The 18,903-nt window shown below is 59.4% G+C and carries 15 protein-coding genes and 2 pseudogenes; 11 read left to right on the top strand and 6 right to left on the bottom strand.

What is annotated here, in order from left to right; translation table 11 throughout:
* Positions 1-115: 115 nt before the first annotated feature.
* A pseudogene (locus tag XI09_RS08030) lies at positions 116-265 on the bottom strand (hypothetical protein); the annotation flags it as partial.
* A 166-nt stretch (positions 266-431) separates the two neighbouring features.
* On the opposite strand from XI09_RS08030, the pseudogene XI09_RS08025 reads away from it, so the two are divergent.
* Positions 432-1,969, top strand: a pseudogene (locus XI09_RS08025) (S10 family peptidase).
* A gap of 352 nt (positions 1,970-2,321) precedes the next feature.
* Here the strand turns inward: XI09_RS08025 and XI09_RS08020 are convergent.
* The 4 genes from XI09_RS08020 to gspD all read right to left on the bottom strand — a co-directional run bounded on the left by XI09_RS08020 (position 2,322) and on the right by gspD (position 7,682).
* Positions 2,322-2,564 carry a hypothetical protein gene (locus XI09_RS08020; RefSeq protein WP_271566376.1) on the bottom strand — a complete coding sequence of 81 codons (243 nt, stop codon included), beginning with the start codon at positions 2,562-2,564 and terminating at the stop codon, positions 2,322-2,324.
* A gap of 323 nt (positions 2,565-2,887) precedes the next feature.
* Entirely contained in the window at positions 2,888-4,219 is a 1,332-nt protein-coding gene (locus XI09_RS08015; RefSeq protein ID WP_271566375.1) for an MFS transporter, read from the bottom strand.
* 717 nt (positions 4,220-4,936) lie between these two features.
* The gene (locus tag XI09_RS08010) at positions 4,937-5,587 is read right to left on the bottom strand and encodes a tetratricopeptide repeat protein (RefSeq protein WP_161533259.1); all 651 of its coding nucleotides are present in this window, start codon (positions 5,585-5,587) and stop codon (positions 4,937-4,939) included.
* Positions 5,559-7,682 (bottom strand): type II secretion system secretin GspD, encoded by a 2,124-nt coding sequence (gspD, locus tag XI09_RS08005; RefSeq protein ID WP_333939052.1) that lies wholly within the window; start codon positions 7,680-7,682, stop codon positions 5,559-5,561. Before gspD ends, XI09_RS08010 begins: the two co-directional genes overlap by 29 nt.
* Before the next feature lie 1,499 nt (positions 7,683-9,181).
* Between gspD and XI09_RS08000 the strand changes: the two genes are divergently transcribed.
* The 10 genes from XI09_RS08000 to XI09_RS07955 are packed head-to-tail and all read left to right on the top strand — an operon-like array spanning position 9,182 to position 17,358.
* Positions 9,182-10,834 (top strand): GspE/PulE family protein, encoded by a 1,653-nt coding sequence (locus XI09_RS08000; RefSeq protein WP_161533261.1) that lies wholly within the window; start codon positions 9,182-9,184, stop codon positions 10,832-10,834.
* Positions 10,835-10,843: 9 nt separating this feature from the next.
* A complete protein-coding gene (locus tag XI09_RS07995; protein WP_161533262.1) occupies positions 10,844-12,055 on the top strand; it encodes a type II secretion system F family protein in 1,212 nt (403 codons plus the stop codon).
* A gap of 21 nt (positions 12,056-12,076) precedes the next feature.
* Complete coding sequence (gspG, locus tag XI09_RS07990) at positions 12,077-12,589, top strand: type II secretion system major pseudopilin GspG (RefSeq protein ID WP_161533263.1); 513 nt, start codon at positions 12,077-12,079, stop codon at positions 12,587-12,589.
* Positions 12,582-13,043, top strand: a complete 462-nt coding sequence (locus tag XI09_RS07985; protein ID WP_161533264.1) for a prepilin-type N-terminal cleavage/methylation domain-containing protein — start codon at positions 12,582-12,584, stop codon at positions 13,041-13,043. Before gspG ends, XI09_RS07985 begins: the two co-directional genes overlap by 8 nt.
* Positions 13,015-13,425, top strand: a complete 411-nt coding sequence (locus XI09_RS07980; RefSeq protein ID WP_271566373.1) for a PulJ/GspJ family protein — start codon at positions 13,015-13,017, stop codon at positions 13,423-13,425. The genes XI09_RS07985 and XI09_RS07980 overlap by 29 nt, the downstream gene beginning before the upstream one ends.
* Entirely contained in the window at positions 13,425-14,153 is a 729-nt protein-coding gene (locus XI09_RS07975; protein WP_271566372.1) for a PulJ/GspJ family protein, read from the top strand. Before XI09_RS07980 ends, XI09_RS07975 begins: the two co-directional genes overlap by 1 nt.
* Entirely contained in the window at positions 14,153-15,091 is a 939-nt protein-coding gene (locus XI09_RS07970) for a general secretion pathway protein GspK (protein ID WP_161533267.1), read from the top strand. Before XI09_RS07975 ends, XI09_RS07970 begins: the two co-directional genes overlap by 1 nt.
* Positions 15,092-15,093: 2 nt before the next feature.
* A complete protein-coding gene (locus XI09_RS07965) occupies positions 15,094-16,155 on the top strand; it encodes a PilN domain-containing protein (RefSeq protein WP_246740484.1) in 1,062 nt (353 codons plus the stop codon).
* Positions 16,152-16,715, top strand: coding sequence for a type II secretion system protein GspM (gene gspM, locus XI09_RS07960; protein WP_271566371.1), 564 nt, complete (start codon positions 16,152-16,154; stop codon positions 16,713-16,715). Before XI09_RS07965 ends, gspM begins: the two co-directional genes overlap by 4 nt.
* A 13-nt stretch (positions 16,716-16,728) precedes the next feature.
* Positions 16,729-17,358, top strand: a complete 630-nt coding sequence (locus tag XI09_RS07955; RefSeq protein ID WP_271566370.1) for a general secretion pathway protein GspN — start codon at positions 16,729-16,731, stop codon at positions 17,356-17,358.
* 416 nt (positions 17,359-17,774) lie between these two features.
* On the opposite strand, the gene XI09_RS07950 is transcribed toward XI09_RS07955, so the two are convergent.
* Positions 17,775-18,260 carry a prepilin peptidase gene (locus XI09_RS07950; RefSeq protein WP_161533271.1) on the bottom strand — a complete coding sequence of 162 codons (486 nt, stop codon included), beginning with the start codon at positions 18,258-18,260 and terminating at the stop codon, positions 17,775-17,777.
* Positions 18,261-18,903: the final 643 nt, after the last annotated feature.

Genomic DNA, 18,903 nt, shown 5'->3' with positions numbered 1-18,903 from the left:
GGCTGCTGCGAATGCAGACATGGGCACGGCAATCCTAGCGCTGTGACAAGGTGCTGACGCGATCAACTCGTTCTTGGCAAAGCCGAACTAACTAGGTTCAGACTTAATTGGTCCACTAGGTGACAATGGCGGCGAGGTACACGGATGCCAAGAAGTTTCTCGCAAATTTGTCGTAGCGAGTTGCAACGCTATGGAAATCCTTGAGCCAGCAAAAGCGGCCCTCGATAATATTGTGCCCTCCGTAGGCAGCATTTGCTGAAGCTGACGGTTTGGACTGGCGGGTTTAACGCCGTGAGTGATAGGGCACCCGGCGATAGTGACTACTACTGAATCCAGTAGGTTTGTTGTTCCCCGGCATGAGCTAGTGATTGAGGCCCTTTTGACAGACACGCCTCGCGCATCAAAGCGCGCGCCGGGACAGGAGAAACTCGATGCAGTTGGCCGCACCGTGCCGCACCTCTCTTGCGCTGATCCTGTTTGCCTGCGGGGTAATGGGAAGCGCACGGGCCGCAGATGCGCCGCCGCCTGCCAAGTCATGACGCCGGTCGGCCAGAAGGGTGGCGCCGGCCAACCGTCGAGTATGCCGCCGGCAGCCGAGCAGCATCGCTTGCCGCCGGACTCCAGCACCAAGCACACGCTTGAGCTCCCTGGGCGGACGCTTTCTTTCGTCGCGACCGCCGGCTCTATCCGCCTGTTCGACGGCAAGGGCGAGCCGCAGGCCGACATCGTCTATACCTCCTATCAGCTTGACGGCACCGATCGCGGCACGCGGCCGGTAACATTCTTCTTCAACGGTGGACCGGGCTCATCATCGGCCTGGTTGCAGCTCGGCAATGCTGGACCCTGGCGGCTGCCGATCAATGCTGACGAGGTCACGCCATCAACGCTTCCGGCGGTGAGGCCAAACGCGGAAACTTGGCTGGATTTTACCGATCTGGTGTTTCTCGACCCCGTAGGCACCGGCTATAGCCGGTTCGTGGGGACCGGCGAGGATGCGCGCAAGCTGCTCTATTCCGTTGAGGGCGACGTCAACGCGCTAGCGCTGGTGGTCCGCCGCTGGCTCGAAAAGCATGACCGGCTATTGTCGCCGAAGTACATTGCGGGTGAAAGCTATGGCGGCATTCGCGGGCCAAAGGTTGTCCACCAGTTGCAGATGCGGCAGGGGATAGGCATCAACGGCCTGATCATGGTGTCGCCACTGTTCGACTACAGCCAGTTTGCCCGCACGAGCCTGCTGCAATACGTCGCAAGGCTGCCAAGCTATGTCGCGACCCTTCGTGAAGCCGCAGGTCCGGTAAACCGAACCGATCTCGCCGACGTGGAAGCTTATGCACGCGGGGAGTTTCTGGTCGATCTCCTTAAAGGCCAGGCGGACAAGGAAGCGACCGCGCGTCTGGCCGACAAGGCCGCAGCGCTTACCGGCATCGACCAAGCGGTCAGTCGTAGGCTTGCGGGCCGCTTCAACCTCGCCGAGTTCCGCCGTGAATTCGACCGTAAGAACGGCAAGTTAATCGGCAATTATGACGCCTCGGTGCGTGGCCTTGATCCATATCCAGAGTCCGATTTCCACCTTTCCGGCGATCCCTCGAGCGATACGCTGTTGGCGCCTTTGACCAGCGCCACTGTCGATCTCATTACGCGCAAGCTTAACTGGCGGCCGGACGGCTCCTATGAGCTGGTCAACGGCACGGTCGGTCAGGCTTGGAACTTCGGCCCCAGCCCGCCGGAGTCACTTTTGGAGTTGCGCCAGATCCTGGCAACGGACCGGAAGATGAAATTGCTGGTCGCGCACGGCTTTTTTGACCTCGCCACGCCGTATTTCGGATCACAGATCGTGCTCGATCAATTGCCGCCATTTGCCTCTACACCGCGCGTCAATCTTGTCGTCTTTCCGGGCGGTCACATGTTCTATTCACGAGACGCCTCGCGCCAAGCTTTTCGTGCAGAAATTGAAGCGATGATGAAGTAACGCCGACGACGAACTGATCACAAGCAAGCTGGCGTTCGCACAGGCATTTATAATTTGTCAACGAGTGCAGATGAAATCCTAGCGCCCGCTCCGATCGATCAGACGCCTTCGTCCAACTCGCTTCAATCAGGGGTCGACAGGACGTCGTCGAAGCCATCCTTCAGATTGATAGACCGAATCCTGAATTTGTATGCGGCGCAATAGAAGAGTCACCTTTACAAGGAGCGGCTATTAAAGAGCCGCCACAGAAGCTCTCGACTGCGCAAAAAAGATACTTTGGGCAGTGTGATCTTCGCCAGCACCTGCGAGATGTTTTTCTCTTTAGGCCGGTGGCTGGGTTTCTTGAAAATGCTTAATTGTGGCGGTTGAGTGGTAGTGCTCGATATGACCTTTCGGCATCCGCCGCGTCGTGGCTTACACCCAGATCAAAGACGATCTTCAGAGGGAAATTCGCCGGCCGGCCTTGCAAAATCCATCGCAACGTTCCCGCCGGCTTTAGCGACCAATGCCCTCCATCGAACTCGCCGCACCAGATCGCCTCCATGTCGCGGTCACGGTTCTCATCGCGAACTTCGGCCGAGCTGCCGATGCTCACAGCTCCCACCTGAGGAGATTCGATCTCGATCCGCCCAGGAGCTCTACTCCATAGCCAGGATTGGCCGCATTACGCAGGATGATGTGGCCGTTCTGGACCCAGGAGGCGCCATTCCCTTGGAGACCTCGTACCCAAGGTTAGCAGGACCTTCGAGCACCGCACGCCTGCACTACTTGGGCGCTCTCTGAGCCATCCATGCTGTCGGTGCTCTCGACGGCCGCGCGACCGTTTGCATCAAAGGCGGCGACCTACATTCTTGCTGCACCGCGTGAGGCGGCGCGCGATATCCGCCGGAAGGGGACCCGTGATCACATTGTCCAGCCCTATGGCGGGCTTTGATTATTCACAGCGCTCTGAATTTTGAGCGGTGCGGTCTCGGGCATCATAAGCATGGCACAGAGCCCCGCCGCGCTAGCGACAAGCATGTACCAGGCGGGCGCCAGCGCGTTCCCGGTAACTTGGGTGAGCCAGGCGACGACTGGTTGAGCGGTGCCTCCAAAGATCGCTATCGCAAAAGCGTAAATCGTCGCGAACGCGCCACCGCGAATGTTCTTGGGCAAACCCTCGGCCATACTCACATAGAAGGCGCTATAGGGAATCGTTCCGATGAGGGTGAGCGCGCCGAGGCCTCCGAGAAGTGCAAGGGCACTGCGGGTTTCTGCGATCCACAAGAAAACTGGATAGGTCATCAGAAACGCGGTGATCTGCGGCCATATCATGATGTGCCGGCGTCCGGCCCGATCCGCGAGCCATCCGCCCAGCAGTGCGGCAGCAATTCCTACCGTATTGCTGATGAGGGTGGTCGCAAAGGCGAGTGGCGCAGAAACCTGCAGGGTGTTCAGCGCATAGGTGGTCATATATCCCGTGATGTAGGTGATAATCGTGCAGCTAGCCAAGATGATGAATCCCAAGCTCATGATGCGGCGAGCGGCAGGCGATCTCTTTGCAGGCTGGACAACGGGAGCCGGGACTTCGGGGCGGTGCAACGTTTCGGGTAGGGTGCTTCGCAGCCAAAGCCCGAACGGCAGCGTAGCGGCGCCGAGCAAGAGCGCGATCCGCCATCCGTACGCATTGAGTGCCTCGCTTGTCATGGTGAGAGAGAGTATTTCTCCAATCAACGCTCCGGCAGTTGCAGCGATCTGTTGGCTGGCAGGCTGAAACGAGACAGCAAGACCGCGCCTTTCAGGCGGGGCCGCTTCCATCAAATAGGCGGTCGTCGGGCCAACCTCACCGCCCAGCGCGAAGCCCTGCACCAAACGTGCGAAAATGACCAGCAACGGAGCGGCAACTCCTATCGTCTCGTGCGAGGGTGTAACCGCCAACACAAGAATCGCGGCGCTCATCATTGCAAAGCTGGCGGTCATCGCGGGCCGGCGGCCGACCCGATCCGAGTACGAGCCGAGCACGATGGCCCCGATCGGCCTGGTCACAAAACCCGCGCCAAACGTCGCGAGTGATAGCATGAGGCTGGCGAACGGGTCGCCCGCCGGGAAGAACGCCTGACCGATCTGGATCGCGAAAAAGCTATAGGTCCCGAAGTCGTAGAATTCGAGAATATTGCCGATGGTTGCGCCCAACACGCCGCGGCCGGTCAAGCGTTCGTCTGCCGCAAGGAGGACCGGCTCCAGCTTCTTCCCAGTAAATTGCCTGGCCATCCTCGATCCGTCTCGATCGCGATCGCTGGCCCGAACATTTCAACCAGCTAAGTCGCGCACGCATTCCACGTTCTCTACATGTCGTCTAGCTTGAGGTGGCCGGCCACGCGCCCCGGCGCTCCACATGTCGAGCTCAGGGCGTTGAGTGCAATAAAAATGCCTGTCTGCTGCAGCCCCATTCAAACCTTGAACGGATCGCGGCAATCGTCAGCAGGGATGAATAAAGGAACGCGCTGCAATTTGTCGGGTGGCTCCGTCGTTGTGCTCCCATGCAATGGCGCGTTTGCGACAACACTGGCGGGCACGGAACAGGCAGTGCCTGTTCTTCACACCGAAGGGCCGCCGCGATCCGGCAGCTCCGAACTCCAGTGGGGCTGCGCGGTTCTCGTTTAGGCGCCATCGAGGTCTTTTACTTGGCATCACGTTCGATAAAAGCCGTGACTTCCTCTCCCGCTGCGTCACCGGCTGGCGTCTCTGCTCCAGCAATGGTTCCGGAGCAGTTCCATGATTCCGACGACGCGGCTCGAGCATTTCGAGGCCGTCTCAGGGCCGGCGACCAGCGTTTGGAACGATGCGCCACGAATGACACTTTCTGAGCTATGCTTGGTAGCATTGGCTGGGACCGTGGCACGGCATCCGCACGAAACCGGCAATCACCCCCATCGCCGCAGAAGACCTTTACGGCTGGAGAGCGCGACGCCTTCGCTGTTGGGTCAGCTAAGGCGTCCCGGTTGTACCACCGCGAGCGCCTCTTGAACGAATAACCCGCCGCGCCGCTTCGCCCTTCGAGAACTGCGAGGGGGAGCTGCGCGTCCGGCCTGACCATGGATTTGGTGTCCACGCCAGCGCGCATGCCTGCCCCTGTGCGATCTGATTCATCGACATTTTGGAAGCAATCGCGTTGCGCAAGCGGAGAAAATAATTCCTTTGAGCGCTGCGGGCCTGAGCTGCCGCAATATTCATCCATTTGTAGGCGAGAACGACATCCCGCCGAACACCATGGCCTTTGTCATACATCAGGCCGAGCATCGCCTGGGCAAATGGAATTCCGGCATTTGCGGCCTGAATATATAGGCCGACTGCAGCATTGTAGGCTTTTGGTGCGCCGAAGCCGTTTTCGTACATGAAACCAAGCGTCGCCTGTGCTTGCGCGTCGCCGCGTAAAGCAAGTGGGGTGAGCTGCCGGACCGCCTTCTGATAGTCCCCATGTGCGTAGGCGCTCCTTGCCGATGCAATGGCGTCTGCGCGTGCTGGCGCCAACGCGACAAGCAGAGCCATCATTTGCGCCAGCACAAACCGGATGATGTCGCGTCGAGCCAACAGCGGGATATGAGAATGATCAGCGGACATTGCGGACACGCAGGTCATCTGTAATGCTCGCGCCGACTGCACCGCGAAGCTTCGAACGTAGCTCCTCTGCCAGCTGATGCGCATCGCTGCCGGTCTGGATGATCTGGGGTCGGATGAAGATGATCAACTCCGTCCTCTGCCCCTTTTTGCGCTGGTGTGAAAACACATCGCCAAGACCGGGAATCTCGTCAAGTAGCGGAATGCCGCTGCGATCTCCCTTGTGGTCTTCACTGATCAGTCCGGCCAGCACCACGGTTTGGCCGTTTGTCACAGAGACCGCGCTCTTCACCCTGCGCTGGGACACGGTCGGCGTAAGCTCGGATGAACCGGCCGAGGATACCTGGCTGATCTCCTGTTCGATCTCGAGACTGACGTGTCCACTTGTGGTGATACGCGGCACAACGCGAAGAATAATGCCGGTGTTGCGGTAGTCGATAGTATTAACCACGGTGCCGTTTTGCGATGGATAACTCGTTTTGCTAGTCTGGACCGGAACGACATCGCCGACCTGAAGGGTTGCGGGCTGGTTGTTGGTGACGACGAGTGAAGGATTGGACAACACATTGACGCTGGTCACCCCGTGTAGCGCATCGAGAATAATGGCCGGCTGTGACTCCGATCCGATCAGGAAGTTGAATCCCGGAACTGCGCGATTTAGCAGCGCGTTCGCTGCCTTACTCACCGCACCGCTGGTCGAGTTAAGAATAGAACCCTGGTCGGTCTTCAATCCAAGCTGCTTGCTGGTCAGATAGCTCTGGACCCCGTAACTCAACTCGTTGGTGAGCTTTACCTCCGCGATCGTCGCCTCGATGCCGACCTGCAGCACGGGTTGATCGAGCTGCTTTAAGGTGGAACTGATAATCCGATAGTTTTCGCGACTGGCATAGATCAAGACAGAGTTACTCACGATATCAGGGGTGATCCGTACGTTGGGCATGACCGGCGGTCGACCACCGGTTGGTGTGTCAAGTCCACCGCTGGCATCCGTTCCGTTCGACGAATTCAAGCCTGATGGGAAGGTGTTACTTACGCCGTTGCCGCCCGACGCGGGGGTGGACAGGCTGGGGGACGGCGCGGATGTATCCGCAGACAGCCGTTCGGCAGCCGAAGTCGTGCGAGCGGCCTCCTTATCGCCGATGTCGATCGACGTCGAGGCGCTGCCGACGAACATCTGGTTCAGCACCTTGGCCAAGTAGCGGGCGTCACTATAGCGGACACGATAGACACGAACGCCGGTTTGAGCTGAGTCTGCCCGATCGAGCCGATGGATCCAAGTCGCTACGGTCTGGAGCAACGGCGGCTTGCGCGTTACGACCATGATGGCGTTCAACCTGGAGACGACTTGAAGCTTCACAAGGTCATGACTGAGCCCGTTGTCGCCGGAATCCAGGATACTCTCGAGCTCTGCGATCAGAGGCTCTGGCGCGGAATTGTGAATGGGATAAATGCCTACCGATTGGCCTTTCATCCAGTCGACATCAAAGCTCAGGGCAGTTTCGACGGCCGTTCGCCGCTCGGGTCCGGTCCCCTGGATCAGAAGCAGGTTTCGCGTGGGGTCCGCACGTACGCTTCCGGCGCGGGTTGCAAAGCTGTCCATCAACTTGAGGATGGTTTTCGCTGCAACATATTGCAGCGGTACCACTGACACACCATAGCCGGCTTCGGAACGACGAGCATCGGCATCGACGTGGCCTGCTCCAGTGGCATTGCCGAGGGGAGTGACTTTGTATCCGCCCGTATCGCGTACCAGCGCAAGGCCGGAAAGTCGCAGCGCGCTCTCGAGCACGAAAACGATGTCAGATCTGGGCACCGGTCGCGCGGACACCAGGCTGACTGTGGCCTGCTCGCGTGGATCGATGGTATAGCCGAGACCGAGAGTGTCCCCGAGCATCACCTTTAGCACGGTGGCGACAGGCGCGTTCTCGAAGTTCAGATCGTAGCCGGGACCATTTGGGGTCTGCTGCCGCCGCACCTCCGTGGCTTCGAAGACCTCTGAACCCGAGTAGGTGCTGCTTGCCACACCGTCTGAGTTAGGCGACGCTTGGAAAGACGCGATCGGCTGTTCGCTGCGCGGAAGGATGTCGAGCGATCGGACCTTGTCGAGGACGTCCAAATCAGCGGGTGCTGTCGTGGGTGCGCCGTTCGTGACGATGCTACATGAAGCGAACAGAAGCATTGCCGCGACAAGCAGTACCTTGCGCGCGACTCCACCGCACTGACTTCGACTTACTGGAAGACTCACTGGATTGCGATCCACTTAGGCTAGTGATGGATGTGGCTTGGAGCTCCGCGGCAGATTTACTGTCCCGCGCACGAAAGCCAGCAACGTGGGTGCGCCGATGCGCCGCGATTAACCACTTCCATGTCGATAGCCAATCGTTTGAAGCTGAAGCCCATTCCGCGGAGGATGGGTAATCTCGCCACCAAGGTTATCTTGTCGGAGCACGCGTTCGATCGCTTATGTCCAGCTGACTCATCCTTTTATCGGTTGCCCGCCCGCGTCTTCTTCGAAGTGAGGTGGAATGGATGACTCGTTTGCCCGTTGCAGTATTTGATGCGCTTGAAGTCGCCCCGCCCACATCGACGTTACTGAAGAGCCGGATCGCGACCCTGAAGAGGCGCAATGGCAAGAAGAGCTCAACGTTGCGGCGAGTGCCCAGTTTGCGGTGTAGTTCGTCGCAGTCATTATCTCGTACCGTTTGAGTGGCCAAGCGCCCCAGGCCCACATATCCAAGTGCCGCTATAGGAAGAGTGTCGTTGGCGCTCGCGACCGGCGGGTTGGTGAAACTCAACGTCTCTCCAAACGACGGTCCTCGTGCGGATAGCGTTTCATGTTTGAGCTGGTTTGACCACGCGCCTCACTCGCCGGCCGGGGTCACCGGGATCGTTCTAGGCTCAGCGCCAGCGCCACGGACGTCGTGCTGGAGTAATCGTGGTAACTCGTGAACGTTCATCGATCCGCCGCATCAGCGCCGGATCGTCGCCTGGTTAGCGGCGGGTGGCGGCCCATAGGCGCTTGAGCGGACAAGACGGAGCAACTGGCAGTGCCTGCGACCAGCGGCTTTCCATGATTGCTGCGCCGTACTCGCCGCTGCCGCTCTTGAATGTGCGGGCCACCGGCTCCAGAAGTTGCTGGGTTCGTTGCCCCGGATGCAGCTAATAGCGCTGCGTCAGATTGCCCTCCATCGCATGTCTCTGCAGCCCCATCAGCCGCATCAATCTTTCGTCTCGTGCTCTGGGTCATTCTCCCCTCTGTCGCTTTCGGCGGAGCGGCCCAAGTCAAATTGCCCAATCGGTCAGAGTCTCAGGCTCGCTCCAGCTTTAAGTCTTCAGCAAGGACTGTACCAATCTGCAGGGGCGACATGGCGCCTATCTGATATGTCGCGCTCGCGACGGAGCTCGCGGATTGTAGGCTTCGTTCCCCTTCTTGTTCGGAGTCGAACACTAGCGCATTCCAGCCGACGAAGCGCGCGGCTCCCCGGCGGACGATCTGCCTAAACAACACTGCGAGCCGATGTCGGCGTCTCTCACAATTTGGCATGTGACTTGCCAGAGATGTTTGACGAGTCGCCTCGGGTCCTATGCCGACCCAGGGCGCGAGCGGATCATGTTATGTGCGGCACGTCGTCAATGCAATTCATCGAGCATCTCCGGCGGATGTGTTCGGCACACCTGGAGGGCGACGCTCAAACCGGTGATCGGCCGACGAGAACTTGGGAGATGTTTGACTTATCGGCAGAGTCATTTGCCGACGAAGCCGCCCGCTTTTCTGGTCTCGAGCGTATTACGCTGCAGGAAATGATGGCGGCCGCTCCTGCAATCGATCAGTTTTCGCCAGCCTTTCTTCGCGAAGTGGTCGCGTTTCCTCACCGCCTTTCGGACGGCACACCTGTCTTTGCCATGGCGGATCCCACCGACCAGCCCTCGCGTAGAGCCGCGGAGCTGGTATTCGGGGTGCCGACCTCATTTAAGGTAGCTTCGATAGAGGACATTACTATCCTTCTCGATCAGAAGCTCGGGGCTGCTGAAGAGAGGGGGCAGTCCGCCGTTCAGCAGCTGCGCGACGACGACATCGAAAGTCTGCGCGACCTGGCAAGCGGCGCGCCCGTCGTGCGCGCGGTCAATGATCTGATCGAAAAAGCCCTCGAGATGCGCGCTAGTGACATTCATGTCGAGCCGTTCTCAATGGGCCTTACGGTTCGGCTGCGAATCGATGGGCTGCTTCGTGCCATTCAGCCGCCAGCGGGTGTGCTGCCCCAGGCAGTCATCTCTCGCATCAAGATCATTGCTGGATTGAACATCGCGGAGCGACGTCTGCCGCAAGATGGAGCTGCGCGAATTCGGGTCGGCCGCGAGATCGACGTGCGTGTCGCTATCATGCCGACGCAGTATGGCGAGTCCGCGGTTCTGCGTCTTCTGCCGAAGGACCGCTCCCAGCTTGCAGTAGACCGTCTTGGCCTTTCCGAGCGCGATGAGGCTGTTCTGCGCAGGCTGATCACGGCTCCGCACGGCATGATCGTGGTCACAGGGCCGACTGGCAGCGGCAAAACGACAACTCTCGCAACCATAATGTCCATGCTTAATGTGCCAGAACGGAAAATCCTGACGGTCGAGGACCCCGTGGAATACGACATCCCCGGAATCAATCAGTCGCAAATCAAGCCTGCCATCGGGCTTACTTTCGCGAGTGCACTCCGCTCCTTTGTTCGTCAGGATCCCGACGTGATCATGGTCGGTGAAGTCCGGGATCCGGAAACGGCGAATGTTGCCGTCCATGCCGCGCTCACGGGACATCTTGTGCTCACGACGCTGCACGCCGAAACGGCCGTGGCGGCCGTGCCGCGACTGCTTGATCTCGGTGTGGAAGGCTATCTTTTGCGATCGACTTTGCGTGGCGTTATCGCACAGCGGCTGGTGCGACAACTCTGCGAGCACTGCAAGGCGCCGGTACCGTTCGGCGAGGATGAACAGAGCCAGGACACAAGAGTGAGCCGCCTCGGACTATCTGCAGGGGAAATCATGTGGCAGCCGCGGGGCTGCGCACGCTGCAGCCACAGCGGTTATCGCGGTCGGATCGGAGTATTTGAACTCCTCGAACTCAGCAGCGGTTTGCGTGAGCTGATCGCCGATAATGCCGATGGGCTGGCAATCGATCAGGCGGCGATCGGCGGGGGGATGACGACGATGCTGGACGATGGGATTGCTAAATGCCGAGCTGCAATCACAGCGCCGGTTGAAATTCTTCGTGTTGTTGCTGCACGCTGAATCAGGATTATGCCAAGTTTCCGCTATCGAGCATTGACTCAGTTCGGAGAGATCGTTGCCGGCTCGTTGGTGGCATCGACGCAAGCAGAGGCCGAGCGCCGGATTTCATCTCTGCATCTGCTACCGATTGAAGCCGTGGAGGAGGCCCGTTCCGCGTCGGTATTTCGCCGCGGATTCTGGCCTAACCGTCCTTCATACGCCGAGGTCACGAGTTTCACGCGCGACCTTGCGCTGCTTCTGAAGGCAGGAGCGCGCCTTGATGACGCTCTTGATCTGCTGTCAGGCGATTGCGATGTTGGCCGGCTGCGGCCGGTGATTGCACGATTGAGGTTGGCCGTGCTTGGCGGCGAAAGTTTTACCGATGCAGTTTCCGCGCAACCTGATCTGTTTCCGTCAATGTATGGCGCACTCATGAAGGTCGGTGAAGCCTCTGGTACGCTCAGCCAAGTCCTTGAGATTCTGGCCGCGGAGCGTGATCGGGCTGAGGCAACTCGGCGGAAGCTCAGTGATGCCATGCATTATCCGATTTTCGTGTTGCTTGCAGCGGGCTGCGTTATGCTGTTCTTCATTCTGGCTGTGTTGCCACAGTTTTCATCAGTGCTGCGCGATTTCGGCGGCCGCGCTGACCCGGCACTTGGCTTCTTCATGGAAGCCTCTGATCTGATGCGAGCTAACCGCGCTTTGCTGCTGATCTCAGGCGCGTTCGTCCTGGCCGGGGGCTGGTGGCTCATGCGGCAGACGAAGGTGCGTGCTTCGATCGTTGCTGCGCTTGCAACGCTGCCTGGAATTGGCAGAATCTTCGTCTTCCACCGCACGAGCCTGTTCTGTCGGAACTTGGGACTGTTGTTGGGGTGTGGCGTTAATCTCACCGCAACGCAGCGCATTCTCGTCGACGTGATGTCCGTAACCTCGTCTCCTGCCCCGTGGATCGAAGCGGCTGATCGCGTTCGGTACGGCGGCAAGCTGTCGCAAGCGCTTGCAGAGTCCAACGTGCTCCCGCCCATGGCGGTTCGCATGCTACGGCTGGGCGAGGAGACCGGCGAATTGCCGGTGCTGGCCGGCCGCATCGCGGAATTCTATGAGGCGAAACTCCAGCGCAGCCTTGATCGTGTCTTGGGAATGGTCGGGCCAGCCGCAATACTGACAATCAGTATTGTCGTCGGAGGCCTGATCGTTTCGGTCATGACGGCGCTGCTTTCCGTCACGCAGCTCGTCGACTGACGAAGCGCAGAGGAGATCAGCATGACAACAGAATGCCAGCCGGTCGCGGAACGTCGTGCATACCAATCGAGACTTATATGGCGTATTCCAGTGGAGGTCTCCGAAGGCGAGCGCGGATTTACATTGGCCGAGATGCTGGTTGTGATCACCATCATCGGCCTGATCATGGGGCTGATCGGACCAAGGGTCCTCAATTATCTCGGGGAGTCCAAGGTCAAGGCAGCCAAGATCCAGTTGCAGAGCTTCGCGAGCGCACTGGACCTCTTTTATCTGGATGCGGGTCGTTATCCCACGGCATCAGAAGGGTTACGCGCCTTGGCGAGCCAGCCCGCCGGCATTACGGCCTGGAATGGCCCGTACCTGAGAGGTGGCGCGATCCCCGTCGATCCCTGGAATACGCCTTATGTTTATCGCTCCCCCGGCGAGCGCGGCCCATACGAGATCATATCCTTTGGCGCCGACGGTCAGGAGGGAGGTAGCGGTACGGCTGCCGACATTATGCTCGGTGCGCAGACGAGTGCACGCAATGAGTGATGGTCAACGCGGCTTCACATTGCTGGAGGTGGTTTGCATGCTCGCGATCACCGGAATGATCGTAGCCGTGCTATTGCCGTTCGTGCCGCGGCAGACCTCCAAGGCAAGGCTGCAGGCCTATGCTCTTGCGGCCGCCTCGATCCTGAAAGCTGACCGGGCGATGTCGGTCGGCGGTGGCGTCAGGGTGGATACTCTGGTTGATCCGCGAGGCCGGGCGATTCGTTCGGGGGCCAGCTCCGCTGCTGTCCAGGTGCCGGACGACGTCGAATTCGAGGCGATATTGCCACGCAGCTGCAACCAACGTCCGGTCTTATCGACGATCAGTTTCTTTCCCGACGGCCTGTCCTGCGGTGGTGCGATTGCACTCTGGCGGGCTGACCTGCGTCTCGAGATCAGGATCGACTGGCTGACTGGGAGGATTGAGGTTGTCTCTCGTTCCCTCATCAATGGCTGAAGAGAGTGACGCTGGCTTCACTCTGATAGAGATGCTAGTCGCGCTCGCGGTGCTCAGCCTGTCACTTGGGTTAATTGGCACGGTCGTATCAACCAATATGCGTGCCGTTCGTAAGATCGAGGAGAGGGTCGCAGTCATCCAAGAGGCGAGCGCGGCTCTTGTCACCGCGGTTCCAGGCCGTGATCGGTTGCTACCCGGTACATTGCGCGGTGCGTCCGCCTCTGGCGAGTGGACTGTTCTGGTTGCGCCGATCGGGACGGGTTGGGACGTCGCCGCCGGTCAGGCGGGCTGGATTCCTCGCATGGTCGAGCTGCGTCTCCGTTCGGCATCGGGCGCCGTCGTCGATGTGCGCACAGTGCGACTGGCGCGGACTGCAGGCTGATGTGTGCGGCATCAGAATATCGTGAGGAGCGGGCCGGTTTCACCCTGATCGAGGCCCTGGCTGCGCTTGCTGTCGCGGGGCTCGTGATGTCGGTGCTCGCGACGATGACGTCGCAATGGTTTCCGGCGTGGAATCGCGGCGTCAATCGTGTTCAACGTGCGGAGATGCTCGGTTTGGCCCTGCGCCGAATAGCCAACGATCTTTCTGCAGCGGAGTTTGTCCCGTCAAATCGCGACCAGACGCGGCCGCTGTTTGAAGGGGGAGAGCTGGGGGTGACGTTTGTTCGCAAGGCGATTGGACCGAATGTCGAGCCTGGCCTTGACATCGTCCAGATTGGCGAAACTTCTAACGGACCCGATGTTGCGCTCGTGCGCTCGCGAACCCCTTTCACACCTTTGCCCGTCGGCGTTTCACTTTCCGAAACTCTGCATTTCGCCGATCGAGTGGTGCTGCTTACTCCTCCCTTCCGACTGTCCTTTGCCTATGCGGATGCGAGCCTCGCTTGGTGGTCGGATTGGCATGAGGCGGGTCGGCTTCCTACTGCCGTTCGCTTGACTATTCTCGATCGTAGTCGGGGCGGATTAGCCATAATGTCGAGGGTGGCCCGGATTCATGTCGATGCTCCGGTTGCGGGATGTATTGAAGGCGAGAGGGACTGCGTTAGCTCGAGGTCGGACGAGCCACAGCAGGGTCCGAAGGCCGCTTTCGGTGGCGCGCGGAGCGATTAATGTTGCAATCGAAAGGGCAATCGTCACGCAAGGCTGGCCCTCGGGATGGCTTCATCCTGGTGGCGGTGCTGTGGTTTCTAGCAGCCTTGGCCGCGCTCATCGTGGTATTCTCACAGTACCTTTCGAACTCGGCGCGAGTCTTGCGGATTGATGATGACGCCTTGCAAGCAGAAGCGTTGGTCGCTGCCGGCGTTGAGCTAGCGGCTTATCAGTTGCTCATGGCTAAAAATGAGGAGCGGCCAAGGCGCGGTGGATTCAGCATCCGGATCGGCGGGGACGTTGTGGCGGTCTCGTTCCTAACCGAGGCCGCCCGAGTCGATCTCAATGCCGCGCCGAAGGAGATGATCGCCAATCTCTTCAATATCCTTGGCGCAGACGCCGAAGCGGCGCAGGATTACGCCGATAGGGTGGTATCGTGGCGTACCAAGCCGGTGGATAAGGCGGCTGCGCGATCGGAAGAGGCGCTTTATGCAGCGGCGGGACGTAAATATGGTCCGAGGCTGGCCCCCTTCGTCCATGTCGACGAGCTACCGCTGGTGCTGGGGCCGCCGTCCTGGTTGCTTGACCGAGTGATGCCGTTTGTCACCGTCTTCAGCGGCTCGCCTGGGATAGACATCTTGGCCGCCCCGGCGGAGGTGGTCGCTTCAGTTCCGGGAATGACGCCGCTAATCCTGAAGGATTTCCTCGCGTCACGAGACTCGTTATCCGCCGACCCGGCTGCTATTGGGCAGGCGCTGGTACCCGCAAGTGCCAGGGTCATCGCGGGCAAGAGCAACGCGTGGAGGTTGCGTGTGTCATTAGAGGCAGCCGATGGTCGGCGGCGGTCGTCGGTGGTCGTAATTGAATTGGGCGAAGGGAAATTGCCTTATCGAGTTCTGTCGCACGAGGACGAGGGCGCGCAAACACACGACGCGCGCGGCGCGCGCCGTGGGGCATGAAGATGGCAAGTGACATCGAAACGGCGCTTAACGCGTGGTGTGCCGCGGTGGCTAGCGCTCTTGAAGCGATCGCGAACCGTGTCCACCGGCGCCGGCGGGTAAGCGCTTGGCACAACGGAGCGGACGGGCTGACGCTACAGCTGCTGCAGCACTCCGCACGCAAGCTGCGGCCAGAGAATGCCCAAGTTCGGCTGGCCGGCGACCATACCCTGCCAAGCAACTGGATTGGGGTACTGCGCGGGTGCGTAATGGACATTTACCTCGCCCCAAACCAAGTTCTGGTTCGGCAGCTCGACTTTCCAAAGCAGGCAGAACCATTTCTAAATGGAATGATCCGTTCACAGATCGATCGACTAACGCCCTGGAGTGCCGAACAGGCGCTCTTTGGTTTTAGTGAGCCTCAGTCGGCACCCAAGGAACGCATCGGCCTCATTTTAGCGGCGGTGTCGCGTGCCACGGTAGAGCCGCTGGTCCAGTTCGCGGATCATGTCGGAGCTGCCACAGTCGCGATCCATACTCACAGCGAGTTGTCCTTGCAACCGATTACGCTTTTCAGCGCAGGTCTTCGTTCGGCAATCTCCGGTCGCCGAGACCTCGCGAAACTCCTGAAGTTTTTTCTGCTCGGCGCTGGGACTGCGACTGCATTGGTGCTGATAATAACCATGGTGCTCAGCACCAAAGCAGACGGAGCATTGCAAGAACTGCGCAGCACGATCGCGCGTCAGCGGGCAGCAGTCAAGAGCGATCCGAGCGACGCTGCATCAACTGCCGACGCGCTGCTCGCTCGGCGTAAGCAGACTACGCCAGCGACGGTGGTGGTTCTGGATCATCTTTCGAGCATCCTGCCCGATGGTACCTATGTCACCAAACTGCGTGTCGAGGGCGATCGGCTGCAACTGGTTGGTCTGACTCAGGACGCCCCGACGCTGATCCAGCTGATCGAGCAGTCGCCGCAGTTCAGCCGAGCCGCATTTTTCGCGCCGACAACCAGATCATCAAACGAGCCCGGCGAGCGGTTTCACATCGAGGTTCATGTGAATGCCTATTTCAGGGGAAGCACATGAGGGGATCCGCTCTCTTTCAGGTGGCATTTCGGTCATCACCTGCCGCAGCCGCGTCAGGCTATGGTATCGTAGTTCTCGCTTTCCTCTGGGTAATCGCAAGCGCCATCACCGATCTACTTGCGCGATACGACCAGCTCCACGACGCTGGAGAGCTATTGGCTCAGTTCGAGGGACGAGCGGTTCGGCCAGATCGCCGCGGCGAGCCTAATCTGACCGGGCCTGGCGGCTCGGCCTTTCTCGAAGGAAAGACTGTGACCCTTGCAGGCGCTGCACTGGTGCAAAGGGTGGTGGGCGCCGTCACAAAAACTGGGGGCAACGTTCTGTCGACCGAGGTCGAACTGCAGGGTAACCATTCGAAAGCAGGCTTCATTAGTGTAGTGACGAGTTGCGAGATCGAACAACCAGCCTTACAGCAACTGCTCTATGATCTGGAAGCCGGTCTTCCATTCCTCTTTGTGGAGCAACTCTTGGTCGAGACGTTCTTGACCGTCACGACCACCCCGCCAGGAAAGCTGCGCGTTTCGCTGACGGTATCGGGCCAATGGCAGGAACGCAAATGATGCGTCCTATCAAATGATCCGGTTGGCCGCCGTCGTATTAGCCATAACAAACCTGTCGGTCTGCGCGGCCATAGCGGCTGTGAAAAGCGAGGAAGTGACGGACACTGGTTCGATAGGGCAGCGGGAGGGTGGGGCAGGAGTCGACAAGCCTGAGCCCTCGCTATTGACCGTCAATTCGGTGCCGGCGCCGAAAGAGGCCGCATCCAGTGCCAATCCCTTGTGGGGGATTCCGTTGACCCGGCTATCCGCTACCCGCGATCGTCCCATCTTCTCGCCCTCACGACGGGCGCTGGTTCTTCCCGTGTCGACGCCCATTGCCGCTGTGCCCGTGCCTCCGCTGTCCTCCAAGAGACCGGAGAAGCCGGCGCTCTCGCTGGTTGGAACCGTTGTAGGAGGGCTCGAGAGCTTCGGGATCTTCATCGATCAGTCCAGCAAGTTGTCGCTTCGGATGAGGGTCGGCGAACAGCATGATGGCTGGGTCCTACGCGAGGTGCGTGCTCGCGAGGTGATGTTGGAAAACCCCTCCAAGAAGGCGATCATGTCTATGCCCCAGCCTGGAAAAGGAAGTGAGGGAGAGATCCAGCTATCACCCTTGAACTCGACGACCGCCGAACAGGAGCTGGGACCTCGACAACTGCAGTAGTGGTCCGATCCAACATCCGGTCCTCCCAAACAACGCCTGTGTTCCGTCTTATTGTCAATCTACGAAGTCGCGGAATGAATGCGTGTTGCCTTTGCACGCTTCTCCGCTGCATGGATTCAATGCCCGAGCGCCCAGCGATTTCGACTCGCCTGTGCCGTGACGACGTTCTCGATCAGATTTCCGGTAAGCGTGCTAATTCGTCAAGGTCCAGGAGCTAGTCGTGAGCATGTTGTTGCTCGGGATCTCTAAAACACCTTCAGAATGCCGCAATCGCCGTTGACATCAATTTTCGTCATTATGTGACCTCTCTTGCGCCAGAGCGGTTGTAGGCGAGGCAGCACGGCGCGTTGTTGTCGCGCCGTGAATGTCCGACGTATTCTGCCTGGCGGGAAAAAACCATCCAATAAATTGATAGTTTAGAAAGGGATACTTGCAAAACTTGTCTGCACAGCAAGCACGACGAGTAGGCCAACGACCAGAAATGGTCCGAACGGGATCGACGTTCGTGCGGTGACGCCTTGCCCGACAACATGGAGACAGAGTACGACGAACAGCGCCGCGACGCTTGCGGCAAGCAACAGAATCGGCAAGTCGAATAGTCCAGTCCAAAGCGTAGCGGCGGCCAGGAACTTGACGTCACCAAGGCCGAGCCCTTGTATGCTGCGCCAACGGAAGTAGAGTACTCTCAGCAGCAGGAGCAGGGCAGCGATTATCAGGCCTTGGCTGCCCGCGATCAGTGGACCAAGAGCCCCCTCCATTGCAAACGTCCTCGCAAGTCCCAGCGCTGCGATCAAGCCGTTGATCCAATCAGGGATGATGCCATGGCGGAGATCGGTCCAGATCAGCCAGCCACACGCGAACAGCAGCAGCGCGTAGCAAATAGTGTTAGTCAAGTCTGTCATGAAGGGGGCGGCATGACGACACGGAGCGGCGGCTCACAATGCGAGCGGGGCTGGCCACCAAGATCGACCGCGGCGATCCAGCTTCCGAGCACCGGGGTGGCCAGACGGTGCGCGTTGCCACCTGAACTCGGTTCGGCAAATGAGAATGTAATTGCGATGCACATAGGCACGCTACGAGCTTAGCCGGGCCGCAACCGGCATGCAATGACTGAGGCGGGACACTGCTTGCAGCGGTCGCCTACGGTCAAAGGCTGGGTGACGGTACCCCGCGCACAGCAGCGGCGTGGGAATGCGTAGTCGTCATTCGCCTCGGAGGGTGACCGGCGGTTTCGTCACACACAAACCAGCTAACCGCAGGTCGGCATCCCTGGTTTGACCGAACAAGGGCAGTCCCGACGAGGATTCGGTATCAGCGACACATTCACTCGACCGCTCTGCAGATCCTGGGCCGCGGCGGAAAGGAATAGTTTCGTCTCGATTGAGTCCCCCTCGACAACGACGGCGATCCAGGCCATCGGCAGTGCCGCATTACAATTTTCATACTCCTCCCCGCAAGCGGCACGTCCGGAGAATGTAGCGCTGGCAGCCCCATCTGCGGGGATCATCTATTGATCGCACGCGCATTTGCAACGAGGTCTTGGCT

The sequence above is a fragment of the Bradyrhizobium sp. CCBAU 11386 genome, assembly GCF_028128955.1.
In the GTDB taxonomy this organism is placed as follows: domain Bacteria; phylum Pseudomonadota; class Alphaproteobacteria; order Rhizobiales; family Xanthobacteraceae; genus Bradyrhizobium.
This window is presented reverse-complemented; position numbering and strand designations above follow the sequence as displayed.

Bases quoted from the DNA above. Each gene is read 5' to 3' on its own strand.
- XI09_RS07955 (WP_271566370.1), top strand. From the start codon at position 16,729: ATGATCCGGTTGGCCGCCGTCGTATTAGCCATAACAAACCTGTCGGTC.
- XI09_RS08010 (WP_161533259.1), bottom strand. From the start codon at position 5,587: ATGACCTGCGTGTCCGCAATGTCCGCTGATCATTCTCATATCCCGCTG.
- XI09_RS07985 (WP_161533264.1), top strand. From the start codon at position 12,582: ATGAGTGATGGTCAACGCGGCTTCACATTGCTGGAGGTGGTTTGCATG.
- XI09_RS07965 (WP_246740484.1), top strand. From the start codon at position 15,094: ATGGCAAGTGACATCGAAACGGCGCTTAACGCGTGGTGTGCCGCGGTG.
- XI09_RS08015 (WP_271566375.1), bottom strand. From the start codon at position 4,219: ATGGCCAGGCAATTTACTGGGAAGAAGCTGGAGCCGGTCCTCCTTGCG.
- gspG (WP_161533263.1), top strand. From the start codon at position 12,077: ATGACAACAGAATGCCAGCCGGTCGCGGAACGTCGTGCATACCAATCG.
- XI09_RS07975 (WP_271566372.1), top strand. From the start codon at position 13,425: ATGTGTGCGGCATCAGAATATCGTGAGGAGCGGGCCGGTTTCACCCTG.
- XI09_RS07995 (WP_161533262.1), top strand. From the start codon at position 10,844: ATGCCAAGTTTCCGCTATCGAGCATTGACTCAGTTCGGAGAGATCGTT.
- XI09_RS07970 (WP_161533267.1), top strand. From the start codon at position 14,153: ATGTTGCAATCGAAAGGGCAATCGTCACGCAAGGCTGGCCCTCGGGAT.
- XI09_RS08000 (WP_161533261.1), top strand. From the start codon at position 9,182: ATGTGCGGCACGTCGTCAATGCAATTCATCGAGCATCTCCGGCGGATG.
- gspM (WP_271566371.1), top strand. From the start codon at position 16,152: ATGAGGGGATCCGCTCTCTTTCAGGTGGCATTTCGGTCATCACCTGCC.
- XI09_RS07950 (WP_161533271.1), bottom strand. From the start codon at position 18,260: ATGACAGACTTGACTAACACTATTTGCTACGCGCTGCTGCTGTTCGCG.